The organism is Clavibacter tessellarius, from assembly GCF_001618005.1.
GTDB classification, from domain to species: Bacteria; Actinomycetota; Actinomycetes; order Actinomycetales; family Microbacteriaceae; genus Clavibacter; species Clavibacter tessellarius_A.
The window spans coordinates 83,910-97,364 of sequence record NZ_LQXA01000035.1; the positions used below are offsets into that span (position 1 = coordinate 83,910).

15 protein-coding genes are annotated in these 13,455 nt (G+C 71.4%); 8 read left to right on the forward strand and 7 right to left on the reverse strand.

The window, feature by feature from the left end; all coding sequences use genetic code 11:
• Window positions 1–4: 4 nt before the first annotated feature.
• The 3 genes from sufC to AWH51_RS09340 all read left to right on the forward strand — a co-directional run bounded on the left by sufC (window position 5) and on the right by AWH51_RS09340 (window position 2,939).
• Entirely contained in the window at window positions 5–775 is a 771-nt protein-coding gene (sufC, locus tag AWH51_RS09330) for a Fe-S cluster assembly ATPase SufC (protein ID WP_063071799.1), read from the forward strand.
• Complete coding sequence (locus AWH51_RS09335; RefSeq protein ID WP_043669540.1) at window positions 772–1,107, forward strand: metal-sulfur cluster assembly factor; 336 nt, start codon at window positions 772–774, stop codon at window positions 1,105–1,107. The genes sufC and AWH51_RS09335 overlap by 4 nt, the downstream gene beginning before the upstream one ends.
• Window positions 1,108–1,340: 233 nt before the next feature.
• Window positions 1,341–2,939, forward strand: a complete 1,599-nt coding sequence (locus AWH51_RS09340) for an ABC-F family ATP-binding cassette domain-containing protein (protein ID WP_063071800.1) — start codon at window positions 1,341–1,343, stop codon at window positions 2,937–2,939.
• 54 nt (window positions 2,940–2,993) lie between these two features.
• Here the strand turns inward: AWH51_RS09340 and AWH51_RS09345 are convergent, their stop codons facing one another.
• Genes AWH51_RS09345 through AWH51_RS09355 form a run of 3 tightly spaced genes read right to left on the reverse strand, consistent with a single transcriptional unit; the run spans window position 2,994 to window position 4,575 of the window.
• Window positions 2,994–3,839 carry an SURF1 family protein gene (locus AWH51_RS09345; RefSeq protein ID WP_063071801.1) on the reverse strand — a complete coding sequence of 282 codons (846 nt, stop codon included), beginning with the start codon at window positions 3,837–3,839 and terminating at the stop codon, window positions 2,994–2,996.
• A complete protein-coding gene (locus tag AWH51_RS09350; RefSeq protein WP_063071802.1) occupies window positions 3,836–4,090 on the reverse strand; it encodes a hypothetical protein in 255 nt (84 codons plus the stop codon). The genes AWH51_RS09345 and AWH51_RS09350 overlap by 4 nt, the downstream gene beginning before the upstream one ends.
• Window positions 4,087–4,575, reverse strand: a complete 489-nt coding sequence (locus AWH51_RS09355; RefSeq protein WP_063071803.1) for a DUF3099 domain-containing protein — start codon at window positions 4,573–4,575, stop codon at window positions 4,087–4,089. The genes AWH51_RS09350 and AWH51_RS09355 overlap by 4 nt, the downstream gene beginning before the upstream one ends.
• Window positions 4,576–4,694: 119 nt before the next feature.
• On the opposite strand from AWH51_RS09355, the gene fabG reads away from it, so the two are divergent.
• The gene (gene fabG, locus AWH51_RS09360; protein WP_063071804.1) at window positions 4,695–5,405 is read left to right on the forward strand and encodes a 3-oxoacyl-ACP reductase FabG; all 711 of its coding nucleotides are present in this window, start codon (window positions 4,695–4,697) and stop codon (window positions 5,403–5,405) included.
• Window positions 5,406–5,428: 23 nt separating this feature from the next.
• A complete protein-coding gene (locus AWH51_RS09365) occupies window positions 5,429–6,385 on the forward strand; it encodes a phosphotransferase enzyme family protein (protein ID WP_063071805.1) in 957 nt (318 codons plus the stop codon).
• 18 nt (window positions 6,386–6,403) lie between these two features.
• Here AWH51_RS09365 and serB read toward each other — a convergent pair whose 3' ends face one another.
• Both serB and AWH51_RS09375 read right to left on the reverse strand, forming a co-directional pair.
• Complete coding sequence (gene serB, locus AWH51_RS09370; protein ID WP_414146352.1) at window positions 6,404–7,102, reverse strand: phosphoserine phosphatase SerB; 699 nt, start codon at window positions 7,100–7,102, stop codon at window positions 6,404–6,406.
• Window positions 7,099–8,340, reverse strand: a complete 1,242-nt coding sequence (locus tag AWH51_RS09375; RefSeq protein ID WP_063071806.1) for a glucose-1-phosphate adenylyltransferase — start codon at window positions 8,338–8,340, stop codon at window positions 7,099–7,101. The genes serB and AWH51_RS09375 overlap by 4 nt, the downstream gene beginning before the upstream one ends.
• 46 nt (window positions 8,341–8,386) lie before the next feature.
• On the opposite strand from AWH51_RS09375, the gene glgA reads away from it, so the two are divergent.
• The 3 genes from glgA to AWH51_RS09390 all read left to right on the forward strand — a co-directional run bounded on the left by glgA (window position 8,387) and on the right by AWH51_RS09390 (window position 10,813).
• Window positions 8,387–9,571, forward strand: coding sequence for a glycogen synthase (glgA, locus tag AWH51_RS09380; RefSeq protein WP_063071807.1), 1,185 nt, complete (start codon window positions 8,387–8,389; stop codon window positions 9,569–9,571).
• 63 nt (window positions 9,572–9,634) lie between these two features.
• Window positions 9,635–10,423, forward strand: a complete 789-nt coding sequence (locus AWH51_RS09385; protein ID WP_063071808.1) for an ABC transporter ATP-binding protein — start codon at window positions 9,635–9,637, stop codon at window positions 10,421–10,423.
• Window positions 10,424–10,555: 132 nt separating this feature from the next.
• A complete protein-coding gene (locus tag AWH51_RS09390) occupies window positions 10,556–10,813 on the forward strand; it encodes a type B 50S ribosomal protein L31 (protein ID WP_063071809.1) in 258 nt (85 codons plus the stop codon).
• Between the two features lie 106 nt (window positions 10,814–10,919).
• Here the strand turns inward: AWH51_RS09390 and AWH51_RS09395 are convergent, their stop codons facing one another.
• Both AWH51_RS09395 and treS read right to left on the reverse strand, forming a co-directional pair.
• Window positions 10,920–11,621, reverse strand: a complete 702-nt coding sequence (locus AWH51_RS09395; protein WP_063071810.1) for a 3'-5' exonuclease — start codon at window positions 11,619–11,621, stop codon at window positions 10,920–10,922.
• A 10-nt stretch (window positions 11,622–11,631) separates the two neighbouring features.
• Entirely contained in the window at window positions 11,632–13,353 is a 1,722-nt protein-coding gene (gene treS / locus AWH51_RS09400; RefSeq protein ID WP_012038402.1) for a maltose alpha-D-glucosyltransferase, read from the reverse strand.
• Window positions 13,354–13,455: the final 102 nt, after the last annotated feature.

Here is a 13,455-nt window from a genome sequence, read left to right on the forward strand (position 1 = left end):
ACGCATGTCAACTCTCACCATCACCGACCTGCACGTCAGCGTCGACACCGAGCAGGGTCGCAAGCAGATCCTCAAGGGCGTCGACCTCACGATCAACGAGGGCGAGATCCACGCGATCATGGGCCCGAACGGCTCGGGCAAGTCCACGTTGGCGTACTCCATCGCGGGCCACCCCAAGTACCACGTCGACTCCGGCTCGGTCACGCTCGACGGCGTCGAGGTGCTCGACATGAGCGTCGACGAGCGCGCGCGTGCCGGCCTGTTCCTCGCCATGCAGTACCCGGTCGAGATCCCCGGCGTCACCACCACGAACTTCCTCCGCACCGCGAAGACCGCGATCGACGGCGAGGCCCCGGCCATCCGCGGCTGGATCAAGGACGTCCGCACCTCCATGGCGGCGCTCAAGATGGATCCCGCGTTCGCCGAGCGCAACGTCAACGAGGGCTTCTCCGGCGGCGAGAAGAAGCGCAACGAGGTGCTGCAGCTCGAGCTGCTGAAGCCGAAGTTCGCGGTGCTCGACGAGACCGACTCCGGCCTCGACGTCGACGCGCTCAAGATCGTCTCCGAGGGCGTCAACCGCGCGAAGGCGAACACGGGCCTCGGGCTCCTGCTCATCACGCACTACACGCGCATCCTCCGCTACATCCAGCCCGACTTCGTGCACGTCTTCGTCGCCGGTCGCGTCGCCGAGCAGGGCGGGCGCGAGCTGGCCGACCGCCTCGAGGACGAGGGCTACGACCGCTTCCTGACGCCCTCGACCACGGTGGACGCGTGAGCACGCAGAGCACGCTGACCCCGCAGAAGTTCGACGAGGTCGAGGAGGCGCTCAAGGACGTCATGGATCCCGAGCTCGGGATCAACGTGGTCGACCTGGGTCTCATCTACGACCTCGCGTGGGACGACGAGAACGACGCCCTCATCATCCACATGACGCTGACATCGGCGGGCTGCCCGCTGACCGACGTGCTCGAGGAGCAGACCGCGGAGGCGCTCGACGGCGTCGTGGCCGCGTTCCGCATCAACTGGGTGTGGATGCCGCCGTGGGGTCCGGAGCGGATCACCGACGACGGCCGCGACATGATGCGGGCCCTCGGCTTCTCCATCTGATCCGCGCCCGCGCCGCGCGACCTCGACGGCCCCTCCCGCACCGGGTGGGGCCGTCGTCGCGTCGGGGCCCGCCTCTCGGCCGCCGTCGGGAGGGGCGGGACGCCGCCGTCTCGTACACTGGACCGGTCGGGTCCGATGGACGCCCTCGACCGACCGGGCTCGACCCCCTCTGCTGCGGGTCGCCCCTCTCCCACGGACCGTGGGACATCCGCTGATCAGAAGGACCTCTCACCGTGCTCGCTGTACACGAACTGGAGCTGCGCGTCGGCGCCCGCGTCCTCATGGAGGATGTCTCGTTCCGGGTGAGCCCGGGGGACAAGATCGGCCTCGTCGGCCGCAACGGCGCCGGCAAGACCACGCTCACCAAGATCCTCGCGGGGGAGGGCCAGCCCACCGGCGGCCGCATCGACCGTTCTGGCGAGATCGGCTACCTCCCACAGGACCCGCGCTCCGGGAACCCTGAGGACCTGGCGCGCACGCGCATCCTCGACGCCCGCGGGCTCGGCACGCTGTCGCTCGACATGCAGCGCGCGATGCTCGACATGGCGTCCGCCGACGACAAGGTCTCGTCGAAGGCCATGAAGGACTACGGCCGGCTCGAGGAGCGCTTCGTCGCGCTCGGCGGGTACGCGGCCGAGGCGGAGGCCGCGTCCATCGCGAGCAACCTGAGCCTGCCGGACCGGATCCTCGACCAGCCGCTCAGCACCCTCTCCGGCGGTCAACGCCGGCGCATCGAGCTCGCGCGCATCCTCTTCTCCGGCGCCGACACGATGCTCCTCGACGAGCCCACCAACCACCTCGACGCCGACTCCGTCACCTGGCTCCGCGAGTTCCTCAAGGGCTACCAGGGCGGCCTCATCGTGATCAGCCACGACGTGGAGCTCGTCGGCGACACCGTGAACCGCGTCTTCTACCTCGACGCGAACCGCATGGTCATCGACATCTACAACATGGGCTGGAAGCACTACCAGCGCCAGCGCGCCGCCGACGAGGAGCGCCGCAAGAAGGAGCGCGCCAACGTCGAGAAGAAGGCCGGCGTCCTCCAGCTGCAGGCCGCGAAGTTCGGCGCCAAGGCATCGAAGGCGGCGGCCGCCCACCAGATGGTGCGGCGCGCGGAGAAGATGCTGTCCGGCCTGGAGGAGGTGCGCGCCGTCGACCGCGTCGCCAAGCTGCGCTTCCCCGAGCCCGTCGCCTGCGGGCGCACACCGCTCATGGCGAGCGACCTCAGCAAGAACTACGGCTCGCTCGAGATCTTCACGGCCGTCGACCTCGCCATCGACCGCGGCAGCAAGGTCGTCATCCTCGGCCTCAACGGCGCGGGCAAGACCACGCTGCTGCGGATCCTCGCGGGCGTCGACGAACCCGACACCGGGCGCCTCGAGCCCGGTCACGGCCTGCGCATCGGCTACTACGCGCAGGAGCACGAGACGATCGACGTCAAGCGGAGCGTGCTGGAGAACATGGTCTCCTCCTCGCCGGACATCTCCGAGATGGAGGCGCGACGCGTCCTCGGCTCGTTCCTGTTCACGGGCGACGACTCGGCGAAGCCCGCGGGCGTCCTCTCCGGCGGCGAGAAGACGCGCCTCGCGCTGGCGATGATCGTCGTGTCGGGCGCCAACGTGCTGCTCCTCGACGAGCCCACCAACAACCTCGACCCCGCGAGCCGTGAGGAGATCCTCGGCGCGCTCAACACGTACTCCGGCGCGGTCGTGCTCGTGAGCCACGACTCCGGCGCGGTCGAGGCGCTCAACCCGGAGCGCGTCCTCATCATGCCGGAGGGCACCGAGGACCACTGGAGCCCCGACTACATGGACCTCATCGAGCTCGCCTGATCCGACTGGGCGCAGCCCGCGGCCTCCCGACGGGAGCGCCGGGGCGGGGTGCGCTCAGCGCGCGTCGTCGAGGATCCGGTCCTCGACGTCGGCGTCCGAGGGCTGCTTCCGCGCCCGCTTCGCCTGGCGGGCACGCTCGCGGTCCTGCTCCTCGGGGTCGTCCTGGTTGATGATGCGGTACTCGTTGCGGATCGCGACGCCCAGCCCCACGAAGGCGATGATCGCGAACAAGAGCCACTGGAAGGCGTAGGAGAGGTGCGGGCCCTCGTCCTCCTCCGGACGCGGCGTGGCGAACGGCGCCGCGGCCGCGGGGGCCGGGTCCTCGGACATCAGCAGGCCGTACGCGCCGGTGAACGTGGGCGCCTGGATGCGGTCGGCGATGTCGGGCAGGTTCACGGTGGCGATCTGCCCTTCGGGGGCGGTGCGTCCCGGCAGCTCCGGTTCGCCCGCCTTCAGCCGCGCCGTGACGGTGACCTCGCCCGCGGGCGGCGCCGGCACGGAGTCAGGGGAGTCCTGCGAGTTGCCGATGGGCACCCACCCGCGGTCGACGACGAAGACGCGTCCGTCCTCGAGGCGCAGCGGCGTGAGGACCTCGAAGCCGGGCTGCCCGTTGAAGGGGCGGTTGCGCGCGAGGATCTGCTGGTCGACGAGGTACGTGCCGGTCATGGTGACCGGGGTCCACTTCTGCGTGTCGACGTACGCGGACGTGTCGGCGAGCACCTGGTCGACCGGCTGCGCCGCGCGATCCCAGTTGTCCTCCACCTTGGCGATCTCGGCGAGGGCCTCGTCGCGACGGGCGAACTGCCAGTGGCTGAGCAGCACGCAGGCGATGGAGAAGACCACGGCGACGAGCAGGTAGCCGGCCCAGCGGCGGTTGAGGACGAAGCGCCAGCGGTTCACGCGATCGCCCCCTCGACGGGCGCGTCGACGGCGGCGACCCGCACGGGGAAGTCGCGGCCGGCGAGGAAGTCGCGGAGGAAGCCGACGTGCTCGTCGCACGCCGTCCACGTCTTCACGCGGTCGGCGGTGTGGATCCGCGGGTTCCGCCACTCGACCCGCCAGGCGGCGTCCACCCGGCAGCCGGCGCGCGAGCACTGGACGACGTCGGGGGACGGACCGGAGCCGAGCCCCCAGGAGGCGAGCCCGCTCACGCGTCGGTCGGGGAGTCGGGCACGCCCGGCTCGGCGGCCGATGCGGGGCGGGAGGCGTGCGGACGCGGTTCCGGAGCGCGGCCGGTCTCGTACGTGGTGAAGGGCTCGGGGGTCGTGAAGGCCTCGGAGGAGCGGGACGGCTCGGACGGCGCGTGCGGCTCCGACATCGTGAACGGCTCGGAGGGGACGTACGGCGCGGCCGGCGGAGGGAAGCCCGAGTGCCGCGCGGACACGGCGACGACGCCGCCCGGGCGCTCCACGGCCGTGCCCTGGTTGCCGCCCACGTTCGCGAGGATGACCGCGAAGTAGGGGAGCACGACGGCGCCGACGGCCGCGACGGCCAGCCACCAGCCCTGGAGGAACAGGCAGGACAGGATGCAGACCATCCTGATGCTCATGGCGATGGTGTACTTCACCATGCGCGCGTGACGGTCCTCCTGCGGGGACCGGGGGAGGCTGGTGACCGATTGCTGCGGGGCTGGCATGCGTGGTTGGCGTCCTTCGAGGGCACGTCGCGCGCCCCATCGGGACAAGGGTACGCCGCACCACCGATAGGATCTCCCGAGTCCGCATGCCCCCGCCGAGCCGTAAGGGAAGGTCCCCCATGAGCGCCGCACGCACCGTCCTCGTCACCGGAGGCAACAGGGGGATCGGGTACGCGATCGCGGAGGAGATGCTCCGCCAGGGCCACCGCGTCGCCGTCACCGCCCGCTCGGGCGAGGGTCCCGCGGGCAGCCTCACGGTCCGCGCCGACGTCACCGACGCCGCGTCCGTCGACGCGGCGTTCACCGAGGTCGAGGCCGCGTACGGCCCGGTCGAGGTCGTGGTCGCCAACGCCGGCATCACCCGCGACACCCTGATGATGCGCATGAGCGACGCCGACTTCACCGAGGTGGTCGACACCAACCTGGGCGGCGCCTTCCGCGTGGTCAAGCGCGCGTCCAAGGGCATGCTCAAGGCCCGCTTCGGCCGCATCGTCCTCATCTCGAGCGTCGTCGGCCTCTACGGCTCCGGCGGCCAGGTCAACTACGCGGCGTCCAAGAGCGGGCTCGTCGGCCTCGCCCGCTCGGTCACGCGCGAGCTCGGCGGTCGCGGCATCACGGCCAACGTCGTGGCCCCGGGCTTCATCGAGACCGACATGACCGCCGAGCTGCCCGAGGCGACCGCGGCCGAGTACCGGAAGTCCATCCCGGCCGGCCGCTACGGCACCGCCGCCGAGGTCGCCGGCGTCGTCGCGTGGATCTCCTCCGACGAGGCCGCGTACATCTCGGGCGCCGTCATCCCCGTCGACGGCGGCCTCGGCATGGGCCACTGACGCCGCTCGTCGGGGAGAGGGCCGTGTCCGACCTCCTGGCCGCGTGGGACATCGGTCCCGCCGAGCTCACCGAGCTCGGAGCCACGCACAACCACGCGTACCGCGTGGACGTCGAGGGGGGATCGCGCTATCTGCTCCGCCTGCACGTCGCGCGGCGGAAGCCCCACGAGATCGACCTCGAGCTCGACTGGCTGGCCATGCTGGCCGCGCGCGGCGGGGCCTCGGTGCCCGTGCCGCAGCGCACGCGCGACGCGAACTGGACCGCGACCGTCGAGGCCGCCGTGCCGGACGACGACGAGGTCGGCCTCCGTCGGGCGGTGACGGGCGCGTCGGGGGAGCGGGTCGAGCTGCGGCTCGCGAGCCTCCTCACCTGGCACGACGGCGAGATGCTGAGCAGCCTCCCGGCCACGGCCGACGCCGGGCCGTTCGCGGAGGCGCTCGCGGCGCTGCACGCCGCGGGCGCGGACCCGGCCGCGGTCGCCCTAGCCTCGCGCCGTCGCCGGTACGACGCCGACTACGCCGCCCTGCGGCTGGAGAGGCTGGCGGACGGCTACCCCGGCATCATGGCCGACGGGTCCACCGCCGCCGCGCTCGCGGGCGCCGTCGAGGAGCTGCGGGCCACGCTCGCGGAGGCGGGGCCCCCGATCATGGTGCACGGCGACTACCACCCGGGCAACCTCATCCAGGGGCCCGACAGCGCCTCGGTCATCGACTTCGACCGTTGCGGCCTCGGCCCGGCGGGACTCGACGTCGCCGCCGCGATCATGTACCTCGCGCCCCGGCAGCGCGCGCAGTTCCACCGCGCCTACACCGCGGCGGGCGGAAGCACGGGCGTCCCCGACGAGCGCTTCGGCGCGTTCATCTTCCTGGCGTACCTCGACAACGTCACGCACCTCGCGAGCCTGCCGTCCGAGCGCGAGCGGATGCCCGCGAACATCGCGCAGCTCGTCGCCATCGCCCGGGCGGTCGTCGGCGGCTGAGACGGCGGTGACGCCGCGTCAGCGGGGGAGGCCGAGGAGCGCGAGCACCTGCGCGAGGTCGCGGCGGTCGACGCAGACGTCGGCGCGCTCCCGGACGGCGGGCTTCGCGTCGAAGGCGACGGAGAGGCCGGCGACCGACATCATCTCGAGGTCGTTGGCACCGTCGCCCACCGCGACGACGCGCGACAGCGGGATGCCCAGCTCCGCGCTCCACTCCTCGACGGCCGCGCGCTTCGCCGCGGCGTCGACGACGGGGCCGGCGACCCGTCCCGTGAGGCACCCGTCGACGGTCTCCAGCCGGTTCGCGCGCCACCGGTCGAGCCCGAGGCGCTCGGCGAGCGGATCCAGCAGCTCGTGGAACCCGCCGGAGACGACGGCGACCACGTGGCCGGCGTCGTGCAGGCCCGCGACGAGCCGCTCGGCGCCCGGGGTGACGCGGATGCGGCGGCCGACGACCGCGTGCACGGAATCCGGCAGGCCGACCAGCGTGAGCACGCGGGAGCGCAGGCTCTCGGCGAAGTCGAGCTCGCCGCGCATGGCCCGCTCGGTGACGGCGGCGACCTCGTGGAGCGAGCCCGCCTCCGCGGCCAGCAGCTCGATCGCCTCGTCCTCGATCAGGGTGGAGTCGACGTCGAGCACGACGAGCATGCGCGGACCCGCGACTCGCGTGTCCGGCGCCGGCACCGCGGGACGCGTCAGGGGGAGGACGGCGCTCACGGGGTGACGCGCACGCCCTTGCCCACGACGGTGATCCCGCCGTCGGTGACCGTGAAGCCGCGCGCGCGGTCGCGGTCGTGGTCGACGCCGACGGTGGCGCCGGGCTCCACCTCGACGTCCTTGTCGAGGATGGCGCGGCTGACGACCGCGCCCGCCCCGATGTGCACCTTGTCGAAGACGATGGAGTCGACGATCCGCGCGCCCGACTCCGCGATGACCCACGGGCCGAGCACGCTGCGCTCGACGTGGGCGCCGCTGATGACGCCGCCGAGCGAGGTGATCGAGTCGATCATCGTTCCCGTGTTGCCCTGCGCGTCGCGGACGAACTTCGCGGGCGGGCTGTTGAGCTGCTGGCTGAAGATCGGCCAGTCCTTGTTGTAGAGGTTGAACACCGGCAGCGCCGAGATGAGGTCCTGGTGCGCGTCGAAGAACGACTCGATGGTGCCGACGTCGCGCCAGTAGTAGCGGTCGCGGTCGTTGGCACCGGGGACCTCGTTGCGGTTGAGGTCGTAGACACCGGCGTTCCCCTGCTCCACGAACCACGGCACGATGTCGCCGCCCATGTCGTGCGCGGACTCGGCGTTCTCGCCGTCGCGGCGCACGGCGTCGATGAGCTGGTCGGTGTCGAAGACGTAGTTGCCCATGGACGCGAGCACCTCGCCGGGGGAGTCGTCGAGGCCCTGCGGGTCCTTCGGCTTCTCGAGGAACGCGCGGATGGCGTAGGGGTTCGCGGGGTCCACGTCGATCACGCCGAACTGGTCGGCCAGCTCGATGGGCTGGCGGATGGCCGCGACCGTCGCGCCGTGGCCGGACGCGATGTGCGCGTCGATCATCTGGCTGAAGTCCATGCGGTACACGTGGTCGGCGCCCACCACCACGACGATGTCGGGCTTCTCGTCGTTGATGAGGTTGAGGCTCTGCAGGATGGCGTCGGCCGACCCGCTGAACCACCGCTTGCCGAGGCGCTGCTGCGCGGGCACGGACGCGATGTAGGAGTTGAGCATCTGGTTGAGGCGCCAGGTCTGCGACACGTGGCGGTCGAGCGAGTGCGACTTGTACTGCGTCAGCACGACGATCTGCGTCAGCCCCGAGTTGATGAGGTTGGAGAGCGCGAAGTCGATGAGCCGGTACTGGCCGCCGAACGGGACGGCGGGCTTGGCGCGGTCCGCGGTGAGCGGCATGAGCCTCTTGCCCTCGCCGCCGGCGAGCACGATTCCAAAGATCTTCTTCGATGCCATTGCACCAGCGTAGATGCACGTCAGGGCATGTACTAGCGTTCGACGAATGCGAGCAGACGTCATCACGAAGGAGTACCCGCCCGAGGTCTACGGGGGTGCGGGCGTGCATGTCACGGAGCTCGTGAAGGCCATGCGGCAGCAGACGGAGGTCGTGGTCCGCGCCTTCGGGGCGCCGCGTGACGAGCCCGGCGTCTTCTCCTACCCCGTCCCCTCGGAGCTCGCCGGCGCCAACGCCACGCTGCAGACGATGGCCGTCGACCTCGCCATCGCGCGCGACGTCGCCGGCGCCGACGTCGTGCACTCCCACACCTGGTACGCCAACCACGCGGGCCACGTCGCGTCGCTGCTGCACGGCATCCCGCACGTGGTCACCGCGCACAGCCTCGAGCCGCTCCGACCCTGGAAGGCCGAGCAGCTGGGCGGCGGCTACCGCGTCTCCAGCTGGATCGAGCGCACGGCGTACGAGGCGGCCGACGCGGTCATCGCGGTGAGCGACGGCATGAAGCGCGACATCCTCCGCTCGTATCCCGCGCTCGACGAGGCGCGCGTGCACACCGTCTACAACGGCATCGACCTCGAGGCGTGGGCGCCCGTGCACGACGAGGACCTCGTGCGCTCCCTCGGCATCGATCCGTCGCGCCCCTCGGTCGTCTTCGTCGGCCGCATCACGCGCCAGAAGGGCCTGCCGTACCTGCTGCGCGCGGCCGCGCTCCTGCCCGCCGACGTGCAGATGGTGCTGTGCGCGGGCGCGCCCGACACCCCGCAGATCATGGAGGAGGTGACGGCCCTCGTGCGCGGCCTCCAGGAGGAGCGCTCCGGCGTCGTCTGGATCGACCGTCTCCTGCCGCGTCGCGAGCTCTCCGCGGTGCTCACCGCCGGCACGGTCTTCGTGTGCCCGTCGGTCTACGAGCCGCTCGGCATCGTGAACCTCGAGGCCATGGCGTGCGGCGCGCCCGTCGTGGGCACCGCCACGGGCGGGATCCCCGAGGTCGTCGACGACGGCGTCACCGGCCGCCTCGTCCCCATCGACCAGGCGACGGACGGCACGGGCACGCCCACCGACCCGGAGCGGTTCGTCCGCGACCTCGCCGCCGCGCTCACCGAGGTCGTGGCGGATCCCGCGGCCGCGCGCCGCATGGGCGAGGCCGGCCGGGTGCGTGCCGAGCGGGAGTTCGGCTGGGACCGCATCGCCCGGCAGACCGAGGCGATCTACGCGTCGATCCTCCGCTGACCGGCCTTGCGGCCCGGGTGGCGGCGGGCCGCGCCCGGGGCCTGGGCGGATAGACTGACGGGCATGAGCCACGTCCTCTCCCTGTCCGGAGTGTCCTTCGTCCGGAACGGGACGACCATCCTCGACCACGTGGACTGGACGGTCGACGGCGACGAGCGCTGGGTCGTGCTCGGCCCCAACGGCGCGGGCAAGACGAGCCTCCTCCAGATCGCCTCGGCGATGGCGCACCCGTCCTCCGGCACCGCCACGGTGCTCGACCACGAGCTCGGCAGGGTCGACGTCTTCGAGCTGCGCTCGCGCATCGGCTTCGCGTCCACCGCCATGGCCCGCCGCATCCCCGCCGACGAGACCGTGCTCGACGTGGTGCTCACGGCGGCGTACTCGGTCACCGGCCGCTGGAACGAGGACTACGAGGACATCGACGTGCGCCGCGCCCAGCGCGTGCTCGCCGAGTGGCGCCTCGACCACCTCGAGCAGCGGAAGTTCGGCACCCTCAGCGACGGCGAGCAGAAGCGCGCGCAGATCGCCCGCTCGATCATGACGGACCCCGAGCTCCTGCTCCTCGACGAGCCCGCCGCGAGCCTCGACCTCGGTGCCCGCGAGGAGCTGCTGCAGCTGCTCGGCGGCTACGCGTCCGCGCCCGAGGCGCCCGGCATCGTCATGGTCACCCACCACGTCGAGGAGATCCCCCGCGGATTCACGCACGGGCTGCTCCTGCGCCAGGGCGCCGTGGTGGCGGCGGGGCCGCTCGCGGACGTCATCACCGCCGACAACCTGGGCCGCGCCTTCGGCCTCGAGCTCGAGGTCACGCAGGACGACGGCCGCTTCACGGCCCGCGCCGTCCGCCGCTGATCCGTCCGCGCCGCTCCTCGGCGCGCCGACCCGATCCGGGCACCCGTCTGGTAGGCTCGTCCACTGGTCCGGTGATCATCCCGGACACCCACGCTTCCCACGCAGACACCAGAAACGACGAAGGACACCCCGATGAAGACCGACATCCACCCCAAGTACGCCCCCGTCGTCTTCCGCGACCTCGCCTCCGGCGCGACCTTCCTCACCCGCTCCACCGTGAGCAGCTCGAAGACCATCGTCTGGGAGGACGGCAAGGAGTACGCCGTCATCGACGTCGAGATCTCGAGCGAGTCGCACCCGTTCTACACGGGCAAGCAGCGCATCATGGACTCCGCCGGCCGCGTCGAGAAGTTCAACTCGCGCTACGCGAACTTCGGCACCAAGAAGTAGCAGCCTCCTGCTGCACCACGAAGGGCGCCCGGCTCCGGCCGGGCGCCCTTCGTCGTCCCCGCACCGCGGCGGCCCGAGGAGCGCGGCGCCGGGGGAGCGGGCCGGATCAGCTGTCGGCGTGGCGCTCGGGCCAGGCGCCCGACGTCGTGAACGCGGGGTCGCGCGTGCGGCGCATGTAGTCCTGGAAGCTCTCCGCCTGCACGCGGGACCAGTCGACCTGGCGGTCGTGCAGATCGAGCACGGGGATGTCGAGCTGGTCCGCGTACCGGCCGGCGATGGCCTGCGCGACCCGCCCGGCGGCGATGGCGTCCGCGCCCGCGTCGTGCGCGTCGTCGAGCCGCACGCCGTAGTGCTCGGCGGCGACGGAGAGCGTGCGCTTGCCGCGGCGGTAGGTGTCCACCGCCTTGTCGATGACGAGGGGGTCGATGACGGGACCGGTGTCGCGGAGCGGCTCGACGCCGTGGCGCACGGCCTCCCGGTTGAGGAGCGTGAGGTCGTAGGGCGCGTTGTAGACCACGAGGGCGAGCCCGCGCGCGAACACCTCGCGGATGGTCGTGACGATCTCGAGCACGACCGCGGCCGCATCGCGTCCCTCGGCGCGGGCGCGCTCCGTGGTGACGCCGTGGATGGCGGCGGCGGCCGCAGGGATCTCGACGCCGGGATCCGCCAGCCAGTCGTGCCGTTCGGTGACCTTCCCGTCGGCGTCGAGCACGACGATGCACGCCGTGACGATGCGCGCGGTCTCGACGTCCACCCCCGTCGTCTCGAGGTCGAAGGAGGCGAGGGAGTGGTGCCAGCGGGAGCTCATCCTGTAGATGCTACGGGCGACCGCCGATGGCGGGCGCACCCATGTGGAGCCAGTAGAAGCTCTGCGTCGCGAGCGTGAGGGTCAGCCGGCCGTCGTCGCCGACCGTCGGGAAGACGCCGCCGCCGAAGAGGTCGTAGAGCTGCGAGCCCGCGAAGTCGGACGCGTCGATCGTGACCGACACCGGGTTGTGCGCGAAGGAGAACACGCAGAGCACGTCCTCGGCGCGGTCGCCGAAGTGGGTGCCGCTGCCCTCGTACGAGCGCACGAACGCGAGGACGCTCTCGTGGTCGGTCGGCAGCACGCGGATGGTGCCCTGGCCGAAGACCGGGTGGGCCTTCCGCACGTGGATGACGTTCCGCACCCAGTGCAGGAGCGACCGCGACTGCGCGAGCTGCGACTCGACGTTGATCTGGGCGTAGTTGTACACGAGGGACTGCACGACCGGGAGGTAGAGCTTGCCCGGGTCGGCCGTGGAGAAGCCGGCGTTGCGGTCGGGCGTCCACTGCATGGGCGTGCGGGACGCGTCGCGGTCCGGCAGCCAGATGTTGTCGCCCATGCCGATCTCGTCGCCGTAGTAGAGGAACGGGCTGCCGGGCAGCGAGAACAGGAGCGCGTGCACGAGCTCGAGCTCGGCGCGCGAGTTGTCGAGCAGCGGCGCGAGGCGGCGGCGGATGCCGATGTTGACGCGCATGCGCGGGTCGTAGGCGTACCAGCCGTACATCGCCTGCCGGTACTCCTCGCTCACCATCTCGAGCGTGAGCTCGTCGTGGTTGCGGAGGAACACGCCCCACGCGGCGGCCTCCGGGATCTCGAACGTCTCGCTCATGATCCGCTTCAGCTCGTCGGCGGTCTGCGAGCGGAGCGAGTAGAAGATGCGCGGCATGATCGGGAAGTCGAACGCCATGTGGCACTCGGGCTCCTCCTCGGTGCCGAGGAACGCGGACACCTCGCGGGGCCACTGGTTGGCCTCGGCGATGAGGATGCGGCCCGGGTACTCCTCGTCGACCATCGCGCGCAGGCGCTTGAGGAACTCGTGCGTGGCCGGCTCGCCCTCGCCGTTGCCCTCCTCGGTCTCGTAGAGGTACGGGATGGCGTCGAGGCGCAGGCCGTCGACGCCCATGTCGAGCCAGTGGCGGATGACGCCGTAGATGGCCTCGTGCACCTTGGGGTTGTCGAAGTTGAGGTCGGGCTGGTGCGAGAAGAAGCGGTGGAAGAAGAACTGGCGGCGCACCGGGTCGAAGGTCCAGTTGGACTCCTCGGTGTCGACGAAGATGACGCGGATGTCCTCGTACTTCTCGTCGGTGTCGCTCCAGACGTAGAAGTCGCCGTAGGGGCCGTCGGGGTCGGACCGGGACTGCTGGAACCACTCGTGCTGGTCGGACGTGTGGTTCATCACGAGGTCGATGACGATGCGCATGTTGCGCTCGTGCGACTTGGTGACGAGCTCCTTGAAGTCGTCGAGCGTGCCGAACTCGGGCAGCACCGACATGTAGTCGCTGATGTCGTAGCCGCCGTCGCGGAGCGGGGACTGGAAGAACGGCGGGATCCAGAGGCCGTCGATGCCGAGCCACTGCAGGTAGTCGAGCTTGGAGATGAGGCCCTGGATGTCGCCCGTGCCGTCGCCGTTCGAGTCGACGAACGACCGGATCATCACCTCGTAGAAGACCGAGCGCTTGTACCACTGCTTGTCGAGGGTGAGGCCGGGCAGGGTGATGGGGGCGGTGAAGCTCACGGTTCTCCTCAGGGGCGCGACGGGTCGTCGACGGCGGGGCGGGAAGGCTCGGGGGCAACTCTAGGCGCGCGCGGCTCGCGGCACGGCCCCCGGCGCGCCCGG